Origin of the sequence: Maribacter sp. 1_MG-2023 (assembly GCF_030547005.1) — a bacterium.
GTDB lineage: Bacteria > Bacteroidota > Bacteroidia > Flavobacteriales > Flavobacteriaceae > Maribacter.
This window is the reverse complement of sequence record NZ_JAUOPN010000001.1, coordinates 537206-561013: the sequence shown is the minus strand read 5'-3', so window position 1 is coordinate 561013 and position 23808 is coordinate 537206. Positions and strand designations below refer to the sequence as shown.

Sequence of the window (23808 nt, the reverse complement as noted above, 5' to 3'; positions counted from 1 at the left end):
AATTAACAATTGATTTAATATTTTTAACCATTATTTAGGTAAAAAAAAATATGTAATTCAGAAAAATAATAATTGCTTTTATCATACTAAAGCAGAAAATACTAGTATAATGATAAAAACATAATTAGATTTACATTACGTAATTCGTATATTTTATAGTACCTAAATAATATCTATGCCCGGATTTACCATTGACAAAGAACGTCTTCAGGATAAAACCAAACTTTTCTTAAGGGTAAATTATACCACTAGCATTATCTCCATCTTTTTTGGAGCTTTATGCTATTTCATATTGAACATAACCCAAGTAATACCTTTTTTACTTGTTGGCTTTGCTGTTTTGAATATTATAAATCTTTTATATTTCAAAGTTCATAAAAACATAGTTCCAACTTTTAATTTTTCATCTATCATAGGTTTAATTACCGCTGTAATAGTAACCGTTTATAGTGGCGGAATTAATAGTCCGTTTATATTCATGATTCCGTTAATCGCCTTTGGCGGATTCATAAATAGCACTAAGTACGGCAGGGTATATTTTAATATAATAACTGTACTAATCCTTTTAGTTTTTACACAGTCCATACCTGAATTACGTATTACAGAAAATTTAGTTCCAAAAGAATCAAGTTCAGTATTTAGTCTTGTATCGATACTGTTTGCTGTATTCATATTAGGAAACATCTTAGGTAAAACACTTCTAAAAACCTATAATGCCATGTACAGTTCAAAAAAAGAATTGTCAAATCAAGTGCATGAAAAAGAAAATCTATTAAAAGAAGTACATCATAGGGTAAAAAACAATCTACAAACCGTTTCTAGCTTATTAAGCCTACAATCTAGAAATATAGAGACAGGACCAATGAAAGGGCTTTTAAAGAGTACTCAAAATAGAGTAATCGCCATGGCTATGGTACATGAAATGCTATATATGCGTAATGATATAAGCCACATTGAATACAAATCTTACGTACAAGATTTAGGCGAATATTTAATTCGTTCCATAAAAGGGAATGATAATAACGTAGATTTAATAATTGATATTCCTGATATAAAATTAGGCATAGATACCGCAATCCCATTAGGTCTCTTAATTAATGAAACTTTGACCAATGCCTTAAAATATGGCATTGAAAGTGATAAAGAAGGAGCAATCAGTATTAAGTTACAAAAAGATCTGGAGCAAGAAAATTGCTATATTTTAGAGATTGGCGATAATGGAATCGGCTTTCCAGAAACCACTAATTACAAAAACACTAAATCTTTAGGTTTAAAATTAATACATAATCTTACCAGACAATTAAGAGGAACAATACAACGTGATGATGCTAAAAAAGGAACTAACTACATTATACAGTTTCAAGAAATAAAGCAACAATTATCTCCGACAGTTTAAATTAATTAATCAATTTTTATCACTATCATAATAATAAAAGCGAAGCATAGTAATGCTAGCTAATCTTTATAGTAATACCTATATTTAAGCGACTAACATTCAAACCACGCTTAATGATCAAAAAATTACTACTATTGGTATTCCTTTATGGCAGTACCATTTCAGCACAAGATTATTTCTACCAAAAGTTTCAACCTTTCAATTCCGAAATACCAACTCCCGAGGCATTCTTAGGTTACGGTATAGGTGAACACCATACAAGACATGACCTTATTGTTGCATACCTTGAAAAAATAGCAGAAGTTTCAGACAGAGCATCTATAGCAGAGTACGGTAGAACGCATGAGGGACGCAAACTGGTTATGTTAACCCTAACTACGCCAGAAAATCTAAGCAACTTGGATCAACTACAAGAAGATCATTTAGCTTTTACAAATCCTACAAAGTCAGTGACCAATTATAATGAAGTTCCCATCTTCATTAATCTAGCATACAACGTGCATGGTAATGAACCTTCTAGTTCAGAAGCCGCATTGCTTACAGCATATACATTTGCCGCTTCAGAAAATCCTGAAATATTAAATTATTTAAAAAACGCTGTAATCTTTATTGACCCAACCATTAATCCTGATGGTCGGGACAGGCACACACAATGGGCTAACACATACCAAGGAAGTCCTGAAGTTGCGGATCCACAAGATGTTGAACATAATGAGTACTGGCCAATGGGAAGAACAAACCACTATTGGTTTGACTTAAACCGAGATTGGTTATTAGCAATAAATCCAGAGAGTAGAGGAAAATTAAACTGGTACCATAACTGGTATCCAAACGTAATTACAGATTTTCATGAAATGGGTACGCGAAGCACCTATTTTTTTGAACCTATGAAAACAAATGCCTCGTATGACCCTATAATGCCAAAAGAGAATTACGAAGATTTGAATACGCTATTTGGAAACGAATTTTCTAAAAGTTTAGATAGTATTGGATCACTATATTTTACAAAAGAAGTATTTGACGGTACCTATCCAGGGTATGGATCTTCATATCCAGACCTTCAAGGTGGTCTTGGATTGTTATTTGAACAAGCCAGTTCTAGAGGACATAAACAAACTACAGCATTTGGAGAAATTACATTTGCTTTTACCATTAGAAACCAATATGTCTCTGGTATTACAACTGTAAAAACAGCAGTGAACAATAAAGAATATATGCGCAAGTATCAGCAGAGATTCTTTAAGAGTGCCTTAACCAATGCTGCTAAAAGTAAAGTTAAGGGCTATACTTTTGGAGATGTTCATGACAAAAACAGAACAAGGGCATTCATAGATAAGTTATTGCTACATAAGATAGATGTTTATCGTTCTGGAGATGTATTTACAGTACCTACACAACAGCCGCAATACAGAATGGTACAGACTATGTTTGAAACGTATGAAAAATATAGAGATAGTGTTTATTATGATGCTTCGGCATGGTCGGTAGCCAACTTTTATAATATGAAGTACAAGTCGACAAACACACTTAACCTTGGCGATAAAATTACTGAAACAGAAAATTTGATTTCAATAAGTCCCGTTCAAAAATCTGAGTATGCCTATGTAATGGATTGGGATGATTACAATGCACCTGCCGCACTTGTCTATTTACAGAAAAAAGGTATCGTTGCATCTTCTGCTGCAAAGCTGTTTAGTATAAAAACTAAAAAGGATACCAAAAAGTTCAATTATGGTGCAGTATTAGTTCCTGTAAGCCTCCAAAAAGAAGATGCTGCTGCAGTTTATAAAAGCATTAAAGAAGCGCAAGAAAAATTTGATGTACCCATTTACGCTGTAGATTCTGGACTTAGTTTAGAAGGAGTCGATTTAGGAAGTGGCAATATTTCGCCAATCAAAAAAACAAAGGCCGTAATGCTGATTGGAGATGGTGTAAGTTCTTATGAAGCAGGAGAGGTTTGGCATTTGCTAGATACTCGTGTTCATATGCCTATCACTAAAATACCAATGCGCAATTTTAACAAGGTAAGTTTAGACAAGTACAACACCTTGGTTATGGTTTCTGGAAAATATAACCTTACTGAAAAGCAAATGTCCAAAATTAAAGATTGGACTAATAAGGGTAATACCCTTATAACCATAGGTACAGCAAGTAAATGGGCAATTGAGAAAAAGTTAGTAAAGGAAAAACTCATCAAAACTGAAAAAGATTCAACCGAACTTGCTGTAAGAAAACCATACGGAGATGCTCGCGAAAATATTGGTAAAGGAAGTCTTGGCGGGGTCATTTTAAAAGTTGATTTAGATATTACCCACCCACTAGCTTATGGATATAGAGATAGCAACATACCTGTTTATAAAAATAATTCGGTATGGCTGGCACCAAGTAAAAATTCATATGCCACAATAGCAAAATATGCCAAAAAACCGCATATAGATGGATTTATAACCGAGAAGAATATGCAAGAAAACATATTAAATTCAGCATCTCTTATCGTCAGTAAATTAGGTAGTGGAAGAGTAGTTCTTTTTGCAGACAATCCCAATTTTAGAGGATCATGGTATGGTACCAATAGATTGTTTTTAAATGCACTTTTTCTTGGAGACAAGATAAAAGTACCTTCTGAAGATTAACATCAATTCACTAATAATTAATTCATACGGCAAAATGATAAAAATAAAAACAGTATTAATATTAGGGATTGCCTTTTTAATGACAACCCCTTTATTATCTCAATCACTACAAGGCGATGGTCCACATTTACAATTAATAATTAGGGGCGTTATGCTCATTAACGGTAATGGAGCACCACCACAAGGGCCCATTGATATTGTAGTTGAGAATAATATTATTAAAGAAATTTCAGTTGTGGGTTATCCTGGGGTTGCCATTGATGACTCAAAAAGACCGCAATTAAAGGCGGGTGGTAAAGAATTAGACTGCACTGGTATGTATTTAATGCCGGGCTTTATAGATATGCACACGCATATTGGTGGAGATGCCCAAGGCGCAGATCCAGATTATGTATTTAAACTTTGGATGGCACATGGTGTTACCACTGTTCGCGAAGTTGCAGGTAGGGGTATTGATTTTACGTTAGATCTAAAGCACAAGAGTGAAAAAAACGAGATCATAGCACCACGAATTATCTCCTACACTGCATTTGGGCAAACAAGTAAATCATTCAATCCGCTAAACGATATTCCGATTTCTACTCCCGAGCAAGCAAGAGAATGGGTTCGTGCCAATGCAAAAAAGGGAGCAGATGGTATTAAGTTCTTCGGAGCCGAACCGTCGATTATGGCCGCAGCACTTAATGAAAATAAAAAATTAGGTCTAGGCTCTGCCTGCCACCATGCACAAATGAGCGTTGCCCGTTGGAATGTTCTGCATTCAGCCAGAGCAGGTCTAACCTCAATGGAACACTGGTATGGTTTACCTGAAGCTTTGTTTGATGATAGAACAGTTCAAGATTTTCCGTTGGACTACAACTACCAAAACGAACAACACCGTTTTGAGAATGCCGGTAAATTATGGGCACAAGCCGCAGAGCCCTATTCTGAACATTGGAATAATGTTATGAATGAATTATTAGCATTGGATTTTACGATGGATCCAACTTTCAATATTTATGAAGCTAGTAGAGATTTACAGCGTGCTAGACGAGCTGAATGGCATGAAGATTATACATTGCCTTCTTTATGGGAGTTCTATCAACCTAGTAAAGTTTCACACGGTTCTTACTGGCATGATTGGGGTACTGAGCAAGAAGTTGCTTGGAGAAACAATTATAAACTTTGGATGACCTTTATCAATGAATATAAAAATAGAGGTGGTAGAGTAACAACGGGATCAGATTCTGGATTCATTTTCCAACTGTACGGCTTTGCTTATATACGAGAATTAGAACTTATGCGTGAAGCAGGATTTCATCCTTTAGAAATTATACAATCAGCAACCTTAAATGGAGCTGAAGCATTAGGAATGGATGACAAATTAGGTTCGGTAACAATAGGCAAATTGGCAGACTTCGTCATTGTTGAGGAAAATCCGCTTCAAAATTTCAAAGTACTTTATGGTACGGGAGCTATAAAACTGACCGATGATAATGAGGTGGTTCGTGTTGGTGGCGTAAAATATACCGTCAAAGATGGAATCGTTTATGATTCCAAAGCATTATTGGCAGATGTTAAAAGACAAGTAGATGAAGCTAAAGCTAAAAGTAACTATACTATTAAGCAACCTGGAATAAAGAATTAAAACTTACGTTTGTTTACCGGCACTTTAATTGGACGTACTTTTTTTTCGTTTTTTGAAGTAAAAGCTATAGTTGCAATAACAATAAGTGCTGGTATTATAATAGAAAGTAACATCATAATTAAAAATTTATAAAGTGCTTAATTGCACCGTACTATATAAAGCAAAGATTATGCCAACTTACCGTATGACTTCTTGGTAGCAAATGCTAATTCTTTGTTAACCCTAGCATTTTTGTATCTGTACAAACGTGCTATTGACGTTTCATCAGTAATTGTAATCGTTTTCTCGTTGCTAATATCGTCATGGCTATCAACCAAAACAATACCCACTTCAGTAGCGTTAACTTTATCATCTGTTTGGGGTGTTTGTGCCAATGCAAATGCGCCAGCGAATATTATTAGTAAGGTTACAAGTGCTTTCATATCGTAATGTTGAACAATGTAAAAGTACTTTGAGGTATACGATTAAGCATCTTGACCTCGCTAAACTGCTATAATTTTCGGCTAGTGTAAAAATCTGAGATGAATCGACAAAAAGTGTCGACGAACGGTTTTCGGTCTAAAAACACCACACCGATTCGGTATGCATTTAATCGATGATTTAAATATGTGAAGTTTAAAATACCTCTGAAATTGGGGTCCAAGAGACTAACCTATATGTAGGAAATAGAATGAATTAAAATGAAGTAAATGAAACTTACTTTTTGTGTCTTCCGCGTTTACCGTAGTTCTTATCGCCGCGTGTTTTCGATTTTGTGTATTTCTTTTTAATGATACGCTTATACGAACCTCCTTGATTTTCCTTTTTATTCTTATCAGACTTTTCGTGAAAACTAGCTCCACGTTCATCTTCATTAATATTTAAAGGATTCTCGTGCTCTCTATGTTTAGGCTGCTCGTCGAAAGTAAGTTGCGTTGCAATTTTCACATCATTAGGTAATGGCAATAAATTGACTTTATGCGACATTAAATCTTCTATGGCATCTTTAGCCTCTTCTTCTTTCTCTGTAAATAAAAGAATAGAAGTCCCCTCTTTCTCTGCCCTACCCGTTCTACCTATTCGGTGCATGTAGTTTTCAGGGTATGTCGGAGTATCAAAATTTATAACATGAGATATCTCTTGTAAATCTAATCCACGAGCCATAACGTCGGTAGTTACCAAAATACGATTCTTACCCTCGTCAAATTGATTAATGGAACGTAGTCTATAATTCTGTGTTTTGTTGGAGTGTATAATACAGATTTCTTCACTGAAAAATTCTGCCAATTCTTTAAAGAGTAAATCGGCACTACGCTTGCTTGAAACAAATACTAGTACCTTGTGGTACGTTTCTTCGTTTTGCAATAAATTGACCAACAAATTTACTTTGGTATAAAAGTTAGGTGTAGCATACCCGTATTGGGTAATATTCTCTAGCGGAGTTCCACTAACTGCGATCGCAATTTTCTGAACACCGGTAAAAAAATCGGTAATAAACAATTCAATATCATCGGTCATCGTAGCCGAAAACATAATATTTTGTCTCTTCTGTGGTAAAAGCTCAAAAATATTTACCAGCTGAAACCGGAAGCCTAAGTCCAGCATTACATCGACCTCATCAATAACAAGTTTCTTTACTTGTTTTAACTGAACGGCTTTTGTTAAGATCAAATCATACAATCTCGCTGGCGTTGCGACTAGAACATCCGTACCTAATGCCAAAGCCTCTTTTTGACGCAACATACTTTTACCACCAAATACACCCAGCACACGAATGCCTGCATATTTAGCTAGTTTTTCTGCCTCTTCCACTACTTGCACAACTAGTTCACGCGTAGGTACTAGAATAATAACCTTTGGATGAATTTCTTTAGAAAACTTCATCGTATTTAAAATAGGAAGCAGATAAGCAAATGTTTTACCGGTGCCTGTTTGAGCAATACCAACAACATCGCTACCACTCATTACAATAGGGAAAGCTTTCTCTTGAATTGGGGTTGTATTTTCGAAACCTAAATCAGTCAAGGCTTTCTCTAAATTTCTAGAAATCTTCAAATCGGTAAACAACGCCATAACAATTACTTTTGTAATTAAAGCGCAAAGCTATGTCGATTAGTTGACAAATCACGATAAGTGAGGTATTTATCAGTAATTAAGTCAAAAATGACTTAATTACTAGCATCTTAATTAGATAAGAACATACTTTTACCTCCAACATAGGTCTCCAAGACTTTCACATCTTTTAATGTTTTTGGTTCAACTTGAAGTACATTTTCGCTCAAAATAACAAAATCAGCCAACTTGCCTGGTTCTAATGTTCCTTTTACATCTTCGTCAAAAGAACTATAAGCAGCATCTTTTGTATACGCAATTAATGCTTGTTCGACATTAATTTTCTGCTCAGGAACCCAACCATCAGGATTGTTATCATCTAAGGTTCTTCTAGTAACCGCTGCGTACATACCATATAATGCAGATGCAGGTGCCACAGGCCAATCACTACTAAACACTAAAGTCGTATTTGCATCTAATAGAGACTTAAAAGCATAGGTAGTTTTAATTCGCTGATGTCCGATAAGCTCTTCTGCCCATCTACCATCATCAATAGCATGATATGGCTGCATGCTGGTAATAACATCTAGTTTAGAAAATCTATTGATATCTTCTACATTCAAATGTTGCGCATGTTCTATTCTTAATCGTCGCTCATTTTTACCATTATTTTGAACTACACTATCATATATGTTTAGAATAGTACTGTTTGCTCGATCACCAATAGCATGAACGGTAATTTGCAATTGCTTTTTATCGGCATTAGAAATCCAGCTACCTAAACTATCTAAATCGACAATAAATAGACCCTTATCATCTTGTTTATCTGAATACTGTTCATCAAAAGCTGCCGTATGCGAACCTAGAGACCCATCTACAAAACCTTTAATGAGACCATTTTTCAACCATTTTGAATCTTTTGTATCCTTAGTAACTGCTTTCCAATACTTCAACGGATCGGCAGCATACACTCTCACCTTCAGTTGTTTATTAGAATTCATCTTATCTAAAATCTCGTAACCACCTAAACTATCTACATCATGTACGGTGGTTACGCCCTGAGAAACTAAATAATCTTGGGCTGCACTTAGGGCTTCTTCTTTTTCCGAATCAGTAAGCTTTGGTATTTCATTTAAAACTAAATACATAGCTTCACTTTTAAGAATACCGGTTGGAGTACCAACAGGATTTTTAACAATTTCTCCGTTTTCTACATCGGGACTATTTTCATCTATACCTGCAATTTTGAGTGCTGCTGAATTGGCTAAAATCATATGACCGTCCATTCTATAAATAGCCACAGGGTTATCACCCGTATATTCATCTATCCAATCTTTATTGGGTAATTCACCTCCCCACAAGGTATGATCCCAATTACCCTCAACTATCCATTGACCCGGTTCTATTTCTTTAGTAAAGGCGGAAATTCTATCAATAAATTCTTGCTTTGTACTGGCGTCTCTTAATTGCACACTTAAAAGGCTATTACCTCCCATTAACAGGTGCACATGAGTATCAATAAACCCTGGTGTAATAAATTTTCCTCCTACATCTTTAATCTCAGTACTTAATCCTTTAAACTTTTGAATATCAACTAAAGAGCCAATAGCCAAAATGGTATCTGCCTTTATTGCCATAGCCTCGGCTTTTGGAGAATTAGTATTACCTGTCCAAATATTGGCATTAGTAATTATCAAATCTGCCTTTACACTATCAGTACCACAAGAGCATACCAATAATGTAGTCACCAATAAAAAGAATAGTTGCTTTTTCATAATATTAAAGGTAGAAAAGTAAAAATGCAATTGTTCGCATTTCCGCTAAAAACACTATATTAATTACCCTCTTTCCGTAACACCTGCAATGGCGGACTATTTAATACTCCTCTACTATTCATTAATCCGATAGCTAAAACCAATAACGTAATACCTGGCAATACCACCAAAAATGGAACCCATGAAGGCACAAATGGCGTATCGAAAATAAAATATGCGAGTAGAAAGCTACTCATTAACGAAAGCATCACTCCTACTCCGCTTCCTAAAACACCAAGAAATAAATACTCTAAGGCATTAATTTTTAATATTTGTTTACTTTGAGCACCAAGTGTTCTTAGTAAAACACTTTCACGAATACGCTGGTATTTACTGTTACGAACAGATCCTATCAACACAATGATACCGGTAAGAATACTAAAGAAAGCCATAAAAGATATGACCCATGAAATCTTATCTAAAATGTCTTCAACTAAGGTTACTACCTGTCGTAAATCAATTATAGATACATTGGGGAATTTCTTAACCAACTCTCGCTGCAGATCAGCTGAAGACTTTTTATCTGGTGCATTGGTGGTTATCACATGAAACTGAGGTGCATTTTCCAATACTCCTTTAGGGAATACAACAGAGAAATTGAGTTGCATACGTGCCCAATCTACTTGGCGAATATTACCGACTACCGTAGTCATAAGTTTCCCTTGAACATTGAACACCAATGTATCACCGATAGTTACTAATGCATCATTTGCCACATTATCTGACAATGAAATAGGTATTACTTTGGCATTAGGATCAACAGAAGGTATCCATGCCCCTTCCAACAACTTTTCAGAACCAATCATTGAATCTCTATACGTTGTTCTAAACTCGTGGTTTAGAATCCATTTGTTCATCCGGGTGGTAGTATCTAATCGAATATCATTAACATCTCGATCTTTTATACGCTCTAAACGCATGGTTACAATCGGAATATTATCTATAACAGGAAGTCTCTTTGGCGTAATTGTATTTGCTACAGCATCCCGTTGATCCGTCTGAACATCGAATAAGATCAAATTCGGACTCTCAGCACTCGCTTCGAACGAGGTTTTGGCAAGTAGAAAATCTTTTGTAAAATATAATGTACTGATTAAAAATGTACCTATCCCAATAGCTAAAATCAATACTAAGGTCTGGTTATTCGGTCGGAATAAATTCAACAAACTTTGTCTGGCAGCAAAACTCCATGATTTTGGGAAGTATCTTTTTATCAATCGCATAAATAGAACTGATACTCCCGCTAAAATGGAAAATGTCACTAAAATTCCTGCTACGAAACTCAATGCGAACTCCCATCTGCCCAATAACCAAAAAGCGAATAACAATACAAAAAGAACAATGGCAACCACAACCCATATTTGATAAGGTCTAGCCTTTTTACTCGTATCTTCTTGCACGCGTAATACCTGTAAAGGAGAAACAAACCATGTATTTACTAATGGCGATAATGCAAATAAAACCGACATACAAACTCCCAGTAATAAGCCGACAAATATTGCTTGAAAAGAAGTAGATATTTCTACCTGAAAAGGTAAAAACTCTTGTAGTATAAGCGGAAATGTCTGTTGTAACAACAAGCCTATCACTGTGCCAATGAGTCCGCCCAACAAGCCCATTCCTGCAATTTGAATCAGATATATTAAAAAGGTTTGTTTACGTGTGGCACCCAAACATTTAAGAACCGCTACCGCTTTTAGTTTCTCTTTTATATAAATATGAACAGAGCTAGCAATACCAACGCACCCCAAAAGAAGTGCAATAAATGCCACCAAATTTAAAAATCGACCTACATTTTCATACCTACGACCTAACCGCTCACTAGTATCGGTATGGGTATCCATATCTGCATTTTCGGCATCTAATAATGGATCTACATTTTTACTCAGTGCTTCTAAATCTGCCTTATCATTATTGAAATAGTAATTGTACCCCAAACGGCTACCACGTTGCAATAGTCCGCTTTGTTCCATAAAACGAAATGGCACAACAATAGGTGGTGCAGCTGTCGCACCAATACCTGTACTACCCGGTGCCGTGATCAAAGATCCAATAATGACAAAGGTGGTTGTCCCCAACTTTACACTATCACCTGGTTTTAAATTATATTGAAGCATTGCGGTGGCATCAACCAATGCACCGCCTTTCTCTAAATATTCTTTTGCTGCTGAGGCAGGTTCAGTTTCCAGCTCACCATAAAAAGGAAAATTACCTTCAATAGCACGTACCTGTACCAATTTTGTAGCTAGACTTTTTGGGAATGCTGCCATTGAAGCAAAATTGACCTCTCTAGCATCATAACCACCTAAAGAATCCATTAATTCAGTTACACGTTCATTTGCAGGCTGATTGCTATCAATAAGAAAATCTGCCCCCATAAGGGCTTTTGATTGCAAACCAATATTATCTTTAAGATTATCGCTAAAAGATTGAATAGATACCACTGCTGCGATACCTAAAACAATAGATGATATGAACAATGACAGGCGTTTACCACTATCTTTGCCATCTCGCCAAGCCATTTTCAATAACCAATTAAATGATGCTTTTGATGTTCTTTGTGTTTGATTCAAGATATAGAAGTGGTTTCGTTGATTACTATTTTACCACCCTTAAGTCGTAATACATGTTTATTTAGATTAGCCAATTCTAGATCATGGGTAACAATTACCAAGGTAGTGCCCATTTCTTTATTTAGATCAAATAATAATTTGATGACTTTTTCGCCAGTTTCCTCATCTAAATTACCGGTTGGCTCATCGGCAAAAAGTATGGAAGGCTTATTAGAAAACGCTCTTGCCAAAGCAACTCGTTGCTGTTCACCGCCAGATAATTGAGATGGATAATGATCATGACGATCACCCAAACCAACTTTATTTAAAAGTTCCATAGCATCTTTAGAAGCATTGGCAGTACCCTGTAATTCTAGTGGTACACTTACATTTTCTAAAGCCGTTAAAGTGGGTAGCAATTGAAAGTCTTGAAAAATGAATCCTACCTTTTCATTTCTTAAGAGTGCACGTTGATCTTCATTTAATACACTTAAATCTTCCCCACATAGTTCTATGGTTCCTTCGTTTATTTCATCTAATCCGGCACATAGTCCTAATAGAGTGGTTTTTCCACTACCAGACGGACCAACTATTGCAAAAGTGTCACCTTCTTCAATTGAAAAAGAAATATCATCAATAACTGTCAAATTCTTAGATCCGCTGGTATACGTTTTCTTTAGATTACGTACGTTTAATATCTTTGTCATAAATCATTTTAGTACAAGACAACAAAATAAACAAATGATTTGGAATCTAATAAGTTAAGACTATGTTGAAAGTATTAAATTTTCGTTATTTTTTATTAGTGTTGTTGTTCATTGGATGTGGAGAAACACCAGAAAAAAAGCAAACTGACACCCAAACCGAAGAAGTTAGTAGCCCGGAAAAAGAAGCTATTTCTGCCGATGACAAAGTGATTTTGTTCTACGGAAACAGTCTTACCGCTGCCTATGGCTTAGATACCAAGGAAGGGTTCCCAAATAGAATTCAATTAAAGTTAGACTCTTTGGGACTAGATTATAAAGTTATCAACTCCGGATTAAGCGGAGAAACCACCTCTGGAGGATTAAACCGTTTGGATTGGGTACTAAATCAGCCCGTAGATATTTTTGTATTGGAGTTAGGCGCAAATGACGGATTGCGAGGTATACCGATTACAGAATCGATGAATAATTTACAATCGATGATCGATATGGTCAAAGAAAAAAATCCTGAAACACAAATTATATTGGCAGGTATGCAAATACCACCAAATATGGGTGCAGATTATGCATCTCAATTTAAGATGATGTATCCTGCCTTGGCAAAATCCAATGATATACTATTGATTCCGTTTTTATTGGAAGGTGTTGCTGGTATTCCGAAATTGAATTTAGAAGATGGGATTCACCCAACTGCAGAAGGACAGCGAATAGTAACCGAAAATGTTTGGGAAATTTTAAAAACTATCGTGTTACCTAAAGGGGGAACAGAGGTAACCGAAGAACTTATAGAAGAATTAAACTAGGCGAAATAAACTGTTCGTACTCTTGCTTTAAAAAGTAAGGCTTGTTTAACTCGTGCATTTTTGACTTTGTAAAACCTTGCAGCTGTTTGAAAACCCTGAGCGTTTACGTCAGACTTTATTGCTACATCAGCCATGGGCATAACAATAGTCTGTACTTTCGTATCTGGTGACTTCGATTGTGCTTGGGACTTGGTTCCCAAACAGATAACAAGGAATAAAAAAATAATTGTACGCATAATAAAGTAGGTAAATTTGGTTTATAGATAACCATTTACTTGTAAGTAAACGTATTTCGAATTCGACAAGAGGTACGGTTTTTACGATGAAAAGTTTACTTTTCGATGTATCACTTCTTTTTGTAGTCCTTTTTCCTACAAAATAATCTTCCGCTAGACCCCTAATTTGTGCAGTTCATCGAATTATTATGTTTTTTCCTACAAAATATAATTTTATGGGCTGGAGAGACTACAGTAAGGAGTTTAAAAATGAGAAGTGTGCATATAGAATTGAGAGAATAGATTAGGGCTGATGGTTGTTAGAAATAAAATCAAATTAGCTTTGCTAAATCTATTCTTGAAAAAACTTGTCATCAAGTCAATTCTCTAACCTCTGTTTTCTAATAACTGATATGGACCATTTTCTTAATACTCTATACCTAATACTTATGTCAAAAAAACTAAGCCATTTTAGGCTTATTCGCTTTAGTTAAAAAGTTTAAATCTCTTTTGATTCTAGAGTTTTTGAATTTGTATAATCTAGCTACTTCTGTAGTAGTGTTAGCTTCTACTTCATATGTTGTTTCAGTAACGATGCTCATCTCAATAGTTTCAACCCTTACTTCTTCAGTAGAGTTCTGTGCTTGAGCAGTGAAGCTTAAAAAGATGATGAAGATTGTTGCTATTATTGTTTTCATGACTTGCGTTTGTTACAATAATAGAACGCAGCAGACCTTGTTTTACTAGGTGATGAATCGCTGAAAAACCCCTAATTCTCGTTACTTGACACAACTTCAGATGAAGTGTGAAATCGCATCGACAAACGACAACACCTCTAAAAACACCTTACCGATAATTGATGTATTTAAACGATACCAGAAGAGAAAGTACAAGCTCAAATAATCAAGTTCAAGTTCAAAAAACAGAAAAGAGAGTAAAGAATATAGATTTCAATGGTTGGTTGATGTTTCCAACAATGGTACCGTTAAAAGTCTATACTCTAATTTCAATATTTCCAATTTCAGAATAATTACTTAATACTCTTTACTCAGTACTTTACCTCATCTCATCAAACTACTCCTAACTTTAATAGCACATTCGGATCAGGGCAGTTCTCTTTATAAAAGGATAGTTGCCCTTCAGCACATACACCTGGGTAATCACCTTCGTTACCTTCTAAATCGTATATAATTTGAAAATGAAGGTGTGGCGCGTAGTTTACATTAATATCGGGTGTACCTAAAGTTGCGAGAACATCTCCTACTTTAAAGATCTTACCTATATAGAGACCTGATAATGAATCTATAGCTAAGTGACCATATAAAGTATAGAAGGTAATATCATTTAAAACGTGTTCAAGAATTATGGTTGGTCCGTAATCACCAATAGTATTATTGTTTTTAAAACTATGAACCTTTCCGTCTAACGGAACAATTACTTTAGTACCGGCATCACACCAAAAGTCAATTCCTAAATGAATATTTCGAACAGGTTTACTGGTAGAGGTAAAACCTTCCTTATCATTATATAAGTTTCTTTGTTCTAAATATCCGCCGTACGCGATAACACCTTGTTTAGTTTTTAGCACACTATCGATATAAGTTTGACAAACGGCATGATCGGTAATGTCTAAATCAATCAAATCATCATTATGTTTAGAGAGATCTAAAGGCACATATGCCTCTGAAGAAATAGTGGAGTCTAATATATAGATAGGTTCTGTCGAGTAAGATTTAAGGGCTAGAGCTAGTGTATTCATTTCTCAAAAATATAGCATCCATTAATGTCCTTAACATTTTTTAACCCTTTTCCTCGTAAGGTCTTTGTAAATTACCTACAAATTGCTAAAAGAAAATTGTTATGAAATTATTACAAATCACTTTATTGGCCTGCGCGACCTTGATTGCGACCAGTTGCCAATCTAAAGTCAAGAAAAATACCATTTCTGAAAACACAGAAATGGCAGAAACGGATCACGAAGATATTGAGGAAGAAGTAAAATTGAGTCCGCAACAATTAAGTAAATACGAAACCGCCTATTTTGCCAGCGGATGCTTTTGGTGTGTAGAGGCTATTTTTGAGAGTGTAAAAGGTGTAAAAGAAGTAGTTTCTGGCTATGCAGGCGGGGAACAAAAGAACCCAACATACGAAGAAGTAGGTTACGGTAAAACCGATCATGCAGAGGCTGTTGAAGTATATTATGACCCGAATGAAATATCATTCACCCAATTGGTTCAAGTGTTCTTTGGTTCTCATGACCCGACTCAATTAAATAGACAGGGTCCGGATCGTGGTAGACAATATCGCTCCATCGCTTTTTATAAGAACGATGAGCAAAAGAATATCATTGAAAGTTATATTCAGGCACTTACAGATAAAAAAGTGTATGATAATGATCCAATTACCACAGAAGTCGTACCTTATACTATATTTTACAAGGCAGAGTCATATCATCAAGATTATGAAAAGAATAATCCTAACAACTCATATATAAGAAACGTTTCTATACCGAGATTAAATAGATTTAAAGAGAACTTTGGAGATTATCTGAAGAAGAGTGCCCATTAAAAGATCTCCCAAAAATTTTTATATAAAAGCATTCCATTCGGGATGCTTTTTTTTGTGCAACAGACTGTACAATAATTACAAAGCACATCAGTTAACCTAAGAATAAGTAGGTTCTTTTTATTTTATTATATCTTGTCGCCACTTAAATAAGTACTATTAATCTTACATACCCTAAGAAAATAGTATTTTTGAACCATAGATTCCAAAGCAGTATTATGAAATGGACTATTTACCTGTTACTTCTTTTAGGCTTATTTTCATGTGCAGAAGTTAAGAACAAGAAAAATTCTCAAGCTACCCCAGTTTCTTATATTAAAGATGCCCCTACCCTAGATGGCAGAGCTATAGAAAACTATTGGAATTTATTAGATTGGAAACCTATTGATCAAAATTGGATCGGTGGTCCTTTTGATCACGATGATTATAATGGTAGATATAAAATTGCTTGGAACGAAGACGGACTCTATCTTCTACTAGAAATAGTTGATAATACTATTCTAGACAAAACCGAAGACCCCTTAAAACTTTGGTGGAACGATGATTGTGTTATTGTTTATGTAGATGAAGACAATTCTGGCGGGCAGCACCGCTTTAATCACAATGCTTTTACCTATCATGTAGCTTTAGACGGTAATGTAGTTGACTTAGGTGTTGATGAAAAACCGACAATATACAACGATCATATTACATCTAAACATCAAACAGAAGGTAATACGACTTATTGGGAAATGTTTGTAAAAGTGTACCCTGGTATATATAATGATGACCCGAATATAAAGCCTGTTGTGCTTACCGAAAATAAGAAAATTGGTTTTGCTTTAGCTTATGCAGATAATGATAGTAGCGAGGAACGAGAGAACTTAATAGGTTCTGTATTTGTAGCAGGTGAGAATAAAAACAAGGGATGGATAGATGCCAATGTGTTTGGAACCTTACAATTGGTAAAATAACTATTGCAGTACCACCTCACTATAATCTGATGTAATTATAATAGATCGATTACTATTATTTTTTAAGTGATGCCCTTTATGAATAGTTGTAGTTCCGTTTTTAGTTTCCACAATCTGTAAACCTGTTGGTAATTTCAATGTCGATGAATTGCCTTTTACATAAACATTGGTAGCCACCTTTGGCATTGTTACCGTTAACTCTCCATTTCTTACGCTTATATCCAATTCTTCAAAATCATTACCCATTTCAAGAATGTGCACTGCGCCAAAATCATTCTTTACAAAGGCATTTTTAAATAACTTATCGATAGTTACCTCTGACGAGGTTGCTTGTAATTGCAATTGAACCACCTCTGACAATGATATTTCTTCTGAATATGATGTACTTAATTGTCCGTAATTCCATTTCTGAACAGTAACCGGAGAATATGAGGCAGAAACAGTAGTTTCTTCTCCATCTATAGTAACTGCCCAAAGGCTTGAATGCGAAAGCTTCGCATTTAAGTTTTTGGTATTCTCAGCTAGTTTAACCTCCCCATGGCGTACATCCATTTTTATTCTGGTTGACTTTGGTAAGCTAATTTTTATGGTCTTTTTTATTTTAAAATTCTTTTGTTCTCCTTCATTGGAGTAATAAAATATATTCGGCGAATTTTCATTAGATTGAATATAGATTCTACGCTCTTCTCTTTCTTCTTGATTTTTTTCTTGTCTTTCTTGCAACTCCTCTTGTCTTTGCTCCATTTTTTCATGACGCTGCTCCATTAATTCAGCTCGTTTCTCATTATGTGCCTCCATTCTTTGTTCCATAGCCTTAGCTTTTTCTTCCATACGCTCAGCCCATTCTTCTAATCGCTTTTGATGTTTTTTATCAAAACTCTTTTCAAAATTCTTTTGCCATTTCTTCATATACTTATCACCATTTTCTTGATATTCCTCATAATCAAATGTATAAGCTTCGGTTAATGGTAGTGGCGGCATTTCTGGAAAAGGAGCTATCTGAGGTACACTTACTACGAAAGATGCAATCTCTGGCACCTCTATTCGCATACCACCATGATTAAAGATATTTTCAGAATTAAAACTTGAGAAGAAATCATTATTCTTAGATTTTGAATATACTTTAATCTCTTTACTATTACCCAATATTTCAATAGGGCTATTCTTAAAGTAGTTCTCAGCTTCCTCTTTTGTAGCTCCTTCTAGGGTGATGGTGGCTGTAATAGCCACCTCATTCTTATCCCAAGTTTCAAATTCAATATCGGCATAACTGGTATTGATATTTACCACTGCATCTCCTGCCACAATAAATCTTTCTTGAAATGTTTTACTCTCTTCTTGCGCCAAAAGCGTTGAAGAAGCTAAAAGCCCTAATACAATGATGAGTTGCTTAGATACTGTTGTCAATAATCTGTTCATTTTTTGATAATTTTAATTCGTTTAACTTTCTTTTTAATTTCTGTAATAATTGTAATCGTAACTGTAAATTCTCTATCAGTGCTGTTATCGTTTGGTCATTAGGTCCTAATTCTTTTAACTCTATGTTTAACGTCTTGTATTCAATATTTAAATTATTGAGCTGTTCCATAAAACTGTCGATCAACTCTTTAGTATCTGGCGACACCTCTAGTTTTGCCAGTTCCATATTAATATTGGCAACATAATAGCTTTCTACCTTCTTTAAGTCTGGCGAAAGATCTCCGAAAGTAAATTCAGATTTCTGTTCCCCTATACTATCATTATCAACCACAGTTGTCGTGTTATCCACATTTTCATTGAAATACAAGAAACCCAAACCGATGCTTACAATTACCGCAACAGATGCCGCTATTTTCAACCAACTCTTATCAGTATTCTTTTGTGCCGGTATTGATTCTTCTAACTTCTTTAAAAAGCGCTCTTCATGACCATGTGTAATAGTATGCTTTTGCTCTTCTCGATCCTTTTTGAACATTTCTCTAAGATCCTGTTCCATATTTTTTTCCTTTTAATAGTTCTTTCAAATGGCCTTTACCACGTGATAATCTTGTTCTGCAGGCAGATTCTGAAATATTCAACACTTCTGCTATTTCTTGATGGTCATAACCTTCAACCAAAAACATAAGCATTACGTATTTGTATTTATCCTGCAACTTATCAATGGCACTTTTAACTTGTTCAATACTAATCGCTGCAGGTACATTCCAATTATCATCTTCTGCAACAACTTGCATATAACCTTCGTCTAGCGAAACCTCTTTATCCTTTTTTGATTTGAGAAAATCGATACTCTTATTTACCACTATGCGTTTTAACCATGCTCCAAAAGTTACATCGCCACTAAACTGATGTATTTTTTGAAAAGCCTTAATAAACGACTCCTGTAAAACATCTTCTGCATCGTCTCCATTTTTAACAAAACGCATTGCTACAATGTACATGCCGTCACAATACTTCCTGTACAGCTGTATTTGTGCCGCACGGTCATTTGCCTTACATTTCTCTACAATACTGCTTTGAAACATGAATTAATTAGATTGGTTTTAGTTTGTTGCTATAATAAGGACGATATAAAAAATAGAATGTTGCAAAAATTTTTATTTTTACAACACACTATTAAATATTTCCTTTGAAACAAGTTACAATTTCCAATGCCTATTTAACACTCATGGTGCTTGATTATGGCGCTACCATTCAAAAGTTACTTGTAAAAGTTGCAGATGGCGAGTACACAAATGTAGTAGTTGGGTACAACCACCCAAGTAGATATCGTTTAGATGATAATGTTTTAGGTGCCAGTGTAGGTCGATATGCAGGAAGAATTTCTAATGGCGGATTTGTAATCGATAGAGCTCGTTACGATGTGTTTCAAGAAGATGGTGTACACCTACATGGCGGCAAAGAAGGTTTTCATCAAAAATATTGGACGATAGATGAAGTAGATCAAAGCGATAAACCTTTCGTAAAACTTAGCTATATCAGTAAACATTTAGAAGAAGGCTACCCCGGAAATTTATCTGTTAGCGTTACCTATAAATTAATGGATAACGCATTACAAATTATTTATGAAGGAATAACTGATAGAAGTACGGTTATTAATCTTACCAATCATTCTTATTTTAAACTAGATGATAACCCGTATATAGATGATTATGAATTACAATTGAATTGCCCTTACAAATTAGAAACCAAAGAAAACTTATTGCCAACTGGCGATATAATACCTGTGCGTAAAACGGAATACGATTTTCTTTTACCTAGAAAAATAGGTGTACAAAGGTTAGACTCTATTTTTGTTAAGGATATTGGTAATGAGAAAGTTGTAGAAATACAATCAAAGACTTCTGGTATTAATATGAAAGTATATACCAACCAACCAGCTTTGGTAGTGTATACTCCACCAGATTTTCCCGGAATTTGTTTTGAGGCACAGAACTACCCAGATGCACCTAATCAACCAGATTTTCCTAAAAGCCTCTTAAGACCTGGCGATATCTACAATAACATATCTATCTTTAAATTTGATATTATAACTCCAAGCTAAATATAACATGGAACGCTTCTAATATTATATTCCCCAATTACAAATAGCACCTTTTACTTTCAATGAAATAAGTAGTTACAATGAATTTAGCCAATATTACTATATCAGAATTTCTTGAAGGTATCTATGCCAATAATGTTGCCATAGTAAGCAAGGCTATTACCATAGTTGAAAGTACTAAACCAGAGCATCGCATAATCGCTAATGAAATTATTGCTGGTTGTATTTCAAAAAAGCATGATTCTATAAGAATTGGTATTACTGGTGTACCAGGTGCCGGAAAAAGCACCTTTATAGAACAATTTGGTGGCATACTAACCAGTTTAGGCAAAAAGGTGGCCGTGCTTACCGTAGACCCTTCTAGTAGTAGAACAAAAGGTAGCATACTTGGCGATAAAACTCGTATGGAAGAATTGGTTAAAAACCCCAATGCCTACATAAGACCTTCAGCTTCGGGTTCTTCATTAGGTGGTGTAACCCGTAAAACAAGAGAAAGCATTCATATTTTAGAAGCGGCAGGTTTCAATTGTATTCTAATAGAAACTATTGGTGTTGGGCAAAGCGAAACAGCTGTTCATGATATGGTAGATTTCTTTTTATTATTAAAATTGGCTGGTGCTGGTGATGAGTTACAGGGGATAAAAAGAGGAATTATTGAAATGGCAGATGCTATTGTTATTACAAAAGCAGACGGAGATAATATAAAACGAACAGATTTTGCGAGGATGGAATTTACCCGAGCATTACATATGTTTCCGCCCAAAGAAAATGGTTGGACTCCGGAAGTGCTGACCTGTTCTGCAATTGAAAATAGAGGCCTAGACGAAATTTGGCAGTTAATAGATACCTATTGTACAAGCATGAAGGCATCCGGATATTTTAATGCTAATAGACAACAACAAAATGAAAATTGGTTGATTCAATACCTAGAGCAAGAACTATTAACTGAATTCTACCATCATCCGAAAACCAAAGAAATGCTACCAAAATTAAAAAAAGAAGTTATTAGCGGTAATATCTCTCCTTTTTTAGCTGCAGAAAAGCTCTTAAAGGCTATAAAACAGCACTAAATCCTTTATAATGTAACTACCGTTCCTGTACATTATCTTAAGGATAAAAAACATAACTTTGCACCTATTCAAAAAACAACCCAATGCAACCTGTTACCACTTCCCTACTTTCGGTAGTTGTTCCTTTATATAACGAACAAGACAATGCGGCTCTTTTAACACAAAAGATACACGAAAGCTTGGTTGGCTACGATTATCAAATTATTTACATAGATGATTTTTCAACCGACAAAACCAAAAAAGTAGTCAAAGGTCTTAAAGATGAAAAGGTTCATTTAATTGAGTTGAAGAAAAATTACGGTCAGAGTTTAGCCTTGGCGGCAGGTCTTGACTATGCAGAAGGAGAGTATATTATTACCATGGACGGCGATTTACAAAATGACCCGTCTGATATTCCACAAATGCTAACCTATGCCGTTAGTGGAGAATATGATGTTGTCACTGGTATTCGTCAAAAACGAAAAGATTCTCTTGTTAAAAAAATACCTTCTAAAATTGCTAATTTTCTGGTACGCCGAGTTACCAAATTAGATATTAAAGATAATGGTTGTGCCTTAAAAGTTTTTACAAAAGATATAGCCAAAGACTTAAATCTATATGGTGAAATGCACAGGTTTATTACCCTTCTCGCATTTCTTGAAGGCGGACAAATAAAGCAAGTTCCTGTAAAACACCATGCTCGTCATGCAGGGGTTTCTAAATACGGATTAGAGCGCGTGTTTAAAGTAGTTGCAGACATGATGCTATTACTTTTTATTCGTAAATACTTTCAACGCCCAATTCACCTATTCGGTATCTCTGGTTTTTTAATGATTTCGGCAGGTGTTCTTATCAATCTTTATTTATTGATTGTAAAGCTCGGTTTTGGTGAAGATATTGGAACAAGACCTTTATTGACATTTGGTATGATGTTGATATTTGCAGGTATTCAACTATTCACAATAGGTATTGTAATGGAATTATTAATACGTACTTATTATGAATCTCAGAACAAAAGACCATATCGCATTAAAAAAGTTAGTGTAGGTGGCGAAGTTAAATAAGAAAGTAACCACCGGATTAAAAGTACTGATCAGTGCCGTTTTAATTTATTTCATTTTCACTAAAATAAATGTAAGTGAGATAAAAGACATACTGATGAAGAGTAATCCGCTTTACTTAGTCTTAGCTGCCATATTCTTTATACTTTCTAAATTCATTGGGGCAATACGTTTAAATCTATATTTTCATAGGCTTAACATCATGCTTACAAATGCAAGCAATTTTAAGTTGTATCTGTTAGGTATGTTCTACAATTTATTCTTGCCTGGTGGTATTGGCGGCGATGCATACAAAGGCTATATTCTTAAGAAAACCTTTGATGTCAAAACCAAAAAAATGGTGAGTGTGCTAGTCTTAGATCGTCTGGGCGGACTATTATTATTGTTTATTTACGCCTGCGGATTATTGGCTTTTCATAATGCTGAAATTTTAGATGGATATCGTTGGATATTACTTTCTGCAATACCAATATCAGTTATTGTATTTTGGTTATTGAATAAGAAATTTTTCAATTATGTATTAACTATATTCTGGAAAACCACAGCATTATCTGCTTTGGTACAATTGGCACAATTAATTTGTATTTGGTTTATTCTACTTGCCCTGAATATTGAAATGAATCAAATTTCATACCTCATCATTTTCTTAATTTCATCTATAGTAGCGGTAGTACCGTTAACATTAGGAGGCATAGGAAGCCGCGAAGTAACCTTCTTCTACGGCGCAAAACTATTGGGACTAGACCAAAATATATCTGTTGGCGTAAGTGTGCTATTCTTCTTAATAACAGCTATAGTTTCATTTATTGGCGTATGGTATCACTTTAAGAAAATTAAATTGGAATTGGCGCATACTTCAAATCAATCAGCCAACGAGTAGTG

Annotated in this window: 21 protein-coding genes; 10 read left to right on the top strand and 11 right to left on the bottom strand. The window is 35.0% G+C overall.

Annotated elements, in window-relative coordinates:
• The first annotated feature begins 175 nt into the window (after positions 1–175).
• From Q4500_RS02485 to Q4500_RS02475, 3 genes are all read left to right on the top strand, one after another.
• Positions 176–1396: a sensor histidine kinase gene (locus Q4500_RS02485; RefSeq protein ID WP_303598169.1), complete on the top strand. Its 1221-nt coding sequence runs from the start codon at positions 176–178 to the stop codon at positions 1394–1396.
• A gap of 113 nt (positions 1397–1509) precedes the next feature.
• Positions 1510–4029: a M14 metallopeptidase family protein gene (locus Q4500_RS02480; protein WP_303598168.1), complete on the top strand. Its 2520-nt coding sequence runs from the start codon at positions 1510–1512 to the stop codon at positions 4027–4029.
• Between the two features lie 79 nt (positions 4030–4108).
• Entirely contained in the window at positions 4109–5656 is a 1548-nt protein-coding gene (locus Q4500_RS02475; RefSeq protein WP_303598254.1) for an amidohydrolase family protein, read from the top strand.
• Between the two features lie 167 nt (positions 5657–5823).
• Here Q4500_RS02475 and Q4500_RS02470 read toward each other — a convergent pair whose 3' ends face one another.
• The 5 genes from Q4500_RS02470 to Q4500_RS02450 form a co-directional block, all read right to left on the bottom strand.
• A complete protein-coding gene (locus Q4500_RS02470; RefSeq protein ID WP_303598167.1) occupies positions 5824–6078 on the bottom strand; it encodes a hypothetical protein in 255 nt (84 codons plus the stop codon).
• A 274-nt stretch (positions 6079–6352) separates the two neighbouring features.
• Positions 6353–7708, bottom strand: coding sequence for a DEAD/DEAH box helicase (locus Q4500_RS02465; protein WP_303598166.1), 1356 nt, complete (start codon positions 7706–7708; stop codon positions 6353–6355).
• 110 nt (positions 7709–7818) lie between these two features.
• A complete protein-coding gene (locus Q4500_RS02460) occupies positions 7819–9462 on the bottom strand; it encodes an amidohydrolase (RefSeq protein ID WP_303598165.1) in 1644 nt (547 codons plus the stop codon).
• A gap of 59 nt (positions 9463–9521) precedes the next feature.
• A complete protein-coding gene (locus Q4500_RS02455) occupies positions 9522–12023 on the bottom strand; it encodes an ABC transporter permease (RefSeq protein WP_303598253.1) in 2502 nt (833 codons plus the stop codon).
• A 47-nt stretch (positions 12024–12070) separates the two neighbouring features.
• Positions 12071–12760 (bottom strand): ABC transporter ATP-binding protein, encoded by a 690-nt coding sequence (locus Q4500_RS02450; RefSeq protein WP_303598164.1) that lies wholly within the window; start codon positions 12758–12760, stop codon positions 12071–12073.
• A gap of 62 nt (positions 12761–12822) precedes the next feature.
• Here Q4500_RS02450 and Q4500_RS02445 point away from each other — a divergent pair, with 62 nt between their 5' ends.
• Positions 12823–13560, top strand: a complete 738-nt coding sequence (locus Q4500_RS02445) for an arylesterase (protein ID WP_303598163.1) — start codon at positions 12823–12825, stop codon at positions 13558–13560.
• Here the strand turns inward: Q4500_RS02445 and Q4500_RS02440 are convergent.
• From Q4500_RS02440 to Q4500_RS02430, 3 genes are all read right to left on the bottom strand, one after another.
• Complete coding sequence (locus Q4500_RS02440; protein ID WP_303598162.1) at positions 13557–13796, bottom strand: hypothetical protein; 240 nt, start codon at positions 13794–13796, stop codon at positions 13557–13559. The two genes, Q4500_RS02445 and Q4500_RS02440, sit on opposite strands and share 4 nt — an antisense overlap.
• A gap of 440 nt (positions 13797–14236) precedes the next feature.
• Entirely contained in the window at positions 14237–14473 is a 237-nt protein-coding gene (locus tag Q4500_RS02435; RefSeq protein WP_303598161.1) for a hypothetical protein, read from the bottom strand.
• Positions 14474–14844: 371 nt separating this feature from the next.
• On the bottom strand, positions 14845–15534 hold the full coding sequence (locus Q4500_RS02430; protein WP_303598160.1) for a peptidoglycan DD-metalloendopeptidase family protein: 690 nt from the start codon (positions 15532–15534) through the stop codon (positions 14845–14847).
• A gap of 101 nt (positions 15535–15635) precedes the next feature.
• Between Q4500_RS02430 and msrA the strand changes: the two genes are divergently transcribed.
• Together msrA and Q4500_RS02420 are read left to right on the top strand one after the other, a co-directional pair.
• Positions 15636–16343 carry a peptide-methionine (S)-S-oxide reductase MsrA gene (gene msrA / locus Q4500_RS02425; RefSeq protein ID WP_133686908.1) on the top strand — a complete coding sequence of 236 codons (708 nt, stop codon included), beginning with the start codon at positions 15636–15638 and terminating at the stop codon, positions 16341–16343.
• A gap of 215 nt (positions 16344–16558) precedes the next feature.
• On the top strand, positions 16559–17293 hold the full coding sequence (locus Q4500_RS02420; protein WP_303598159.1) for a sugar-binding protein: 735 nt from the start codon (positions 16559–16561) through the stop codon (positions 17291–17293).
• On the opposite strand, the gene Q4500_RS02415 is transcribed toward Q4500_RS02420, so the two are convergent.
• The 3 genes from Q4500_RS02415 to Q4500_RS02405 are packed head-to-tail and all read right to left on the bottom strand — an operon-like array spanning position 17294 to position 19797.
• A complete protein-coding gene (locus Q4500_RS02415; protein ID WP_303598158.1) occupies positions 17294–18712 on the bottom strand; it encodes a hypothetical protein in 1419 nt (472 codons plus the stop codon). It abuts the gene before it with no gap.
• Positions 18684–19268, bottom strand: a complete 585-nt coding sequence (locus tag Q4500_RS02410) for a hypothetical protein (RefSeq protein WP_303598157.1) — start codon at positions 19266–19268, stop codon at positions 18684–18686. The genes Q4500_RS02415 and Q4500_RS02410 overlap by 29 nt, the downstream gene beginning before the upstream one ends.
• Positions 19252–19797 carry an RNA polymerase sigma factor gene (locus Q4500_RS02405; protein WP_303598156.1) on the bottom strand — a complete coding sequence of 182 codons (546 nt, stop codon included), beginning with the start codon at positions 19795–19797 and terminating at the stop codon, positions 19252–19254. The genes Q4500_RS02410 and Q4500_RS02405 overlap by 17 nt, the downstream gene beginning before the upstream one ends.
• A gap of 104 nt (positions 19798–19901) precedes the next feature.
• Between Q4500_RS02405 and Q4500_RS02400 the strand changes: the two genes are divergently transcribed.
• From Q4500_RS02400 to Q4500_RS02385, 4 genes are all read left to right on the top strand, one after another.
• Complete coding sequence (locus Q4500_RS02400) at positions 19902–20816, top strand: aldose epimerase family protein (RefSeq protein WP_303598155.1); 915 nt, start codon at positions 19902–19904, stop codon at positions 20814–20816.
• A gap of 80 nt (positions 20817–20896) precedes the next feature.
• Positions 20897–21886 (top strand): methylmalonyl Co-A mutase-associated GTPase MeaB, encoded by a 990-nt coding sequence (gene meaB / locus Q4500_RS02395; RefSeq protein WP_303598154.1) that lies wholly within the window; start codon positions 20897–20899, stop codon positions 21884–21886.
• An 83-nt stretch (positions 21887–21969) separates the two neighbouring features.
• The gene (locus Q4500_RS02390) at positions 21970–22929 is read left to right on the top strand and encodes a glycosyltransferase family 2 protein (RefSeq protein ID WP_303598153.1); all 960 of its coding nucleotides are present in this window, start codon (positions 21970–21972) and stop codon (positions 22927–22929) included.
• On the top strand, positions 22913–23806 hold the full coding sequence (locus tag Q4500_RS02385) for a lysylphosphatidylglycerol synthase transmembrane domain-containing protein (RefSeq protein WP_303598152.1): 894 nt from the start codon (positions 22913–22915) through the stop codon (positions 23804–23806). Before Q4500_RS02390 ends, Q4500_RS02385 begins: the two co-directional genes overlap by 17 nt.
• Positions 23807–23808 lie beyond the last annotated feature (2 nt).

Coding starts and splice junctions, on each gene's coding strand:
- Q4500_RS02405 (WP_303598156.1), bottom strand. CDS start 19,797: ATGTTTCAAAGCAGTATTGTAGAGAAATGTAAGGCAAATGACCGTGCG.
- Q4500_RS02440 (WP_303598162.1), bottom strand. CDS start 13,796: ATGCGTACAATTATTTTTTTATTCCTTGTTATCTGTTTGGGAACCAAG.
- Q4500_RS02460 (WP_303598165.1), bottom strand. CDS start 9,462: ATGAAAAAGCAACTATTCTTTTTATTGGTGACTACATTATTGGTATGC.
- Q4500_RS02445 (WP_303598163.1), top strand. CDS start 12,823: ATGTTGAAAGTATTAAATTTTCGTTATTTTTTATTAGTGTTGTTGTTC.
- Q4500_RS02420 (WP_303598159.1), top strand. CDS start 16,559: ATGAAATGGACTATTTACCTGTTACTTCTTTTAGGCTTATTTTCATGT.
- Q4500_RS02430 (WP_303598160.1), bottom strand. CDS start 15,534: ATGAATACACTAGCTCTAGCCCTTAAATCTTACTCGACAGAACCTATC.
- Q4500_RS02470 (WP_303598167.1), bottom strand. CDS start 6,078: ATGAAAGCACTTGTAACCTTACTAATAATATTCGCTGGCGCATTTGCA.
- Q4500_RS02450 (WP_303598164.1), bottom strand. CDS start 12,760: ATGACAAAGATATTAAACGTACGTAATCTAAAGAAAACGTATACCAGC.
- Q4500_RS02390 (WP_303598153.1), top strand. CDS start 21,970: ATGCAACCTGTTACCACTTCCCTACTTTCGGTAGTTGTTCCTTTATAT.
- Q4500_RS02435 (WP_303598161.1), bottom strand. CDS start 14,473: ATGAAAACAATAATAGCAACAATCTTCATCATCTTTTTAAGCTTCACT.
- Q4500_RS02465 (WP_303598166.1), bottom strand. CDS start 7,708: ATGGCGTTGTTTACCGATTTGAAGATTTCTAGAAATTTAGAGAAAGCC.
- Q4500_RS02455 (WP_303598253.1), bottom strand. CDS start 12,023: ATGGCTTGGCGAGATGGCAAAGATAGTGGTAAACGCCTGTCATTGTTC.
- Q4500_RS02480 (WP_303598168.1), top strand. CDS start 1,510: ATGATCAAAAAATTACTACTATTGGTATTCCTTTATGGCAGTACCATT.
- meaB (WP_303598154.1), top strand. CDS start 20,897: ATGAATTTAGCCAATATTACTATATCAGAATTTCTTGAAGGTATCTAT.
- Q4500_RS02415 (WP_303598158.1), bottom strand. CDS start 18,712: ATGAACAGATTATTGACAACAGTATCTAAGCAACTCATCATTGTATTA.
- Q4500_RS02485 (WP_303598169.1), top strand. CDS start 176: ATGCCCGGATTTACCATTGACAAAGAACGTCTTCAGGATAAAACCAAA.
- Q4500_RS02475 (WP_303598254.1), top strand. CDS start 4,109: ATGACAACCCCTTTATTATCTCAATCACTACAAGGCGATGGTCCACAT.
- Q4500_RS02410 (WP_303598157.1), bottom strand. CDS start 19,268: ATGGAACAGGATCTTAGAGAAATGTTCAAAAAGGATCGAGAAGAGCAA.
- msrA (WP_133686908.1), top strand. CDS start 15,636: ATGAAATTATTACAAATCACTTTATTGGCCTGCGCGACCTTGATTGCG.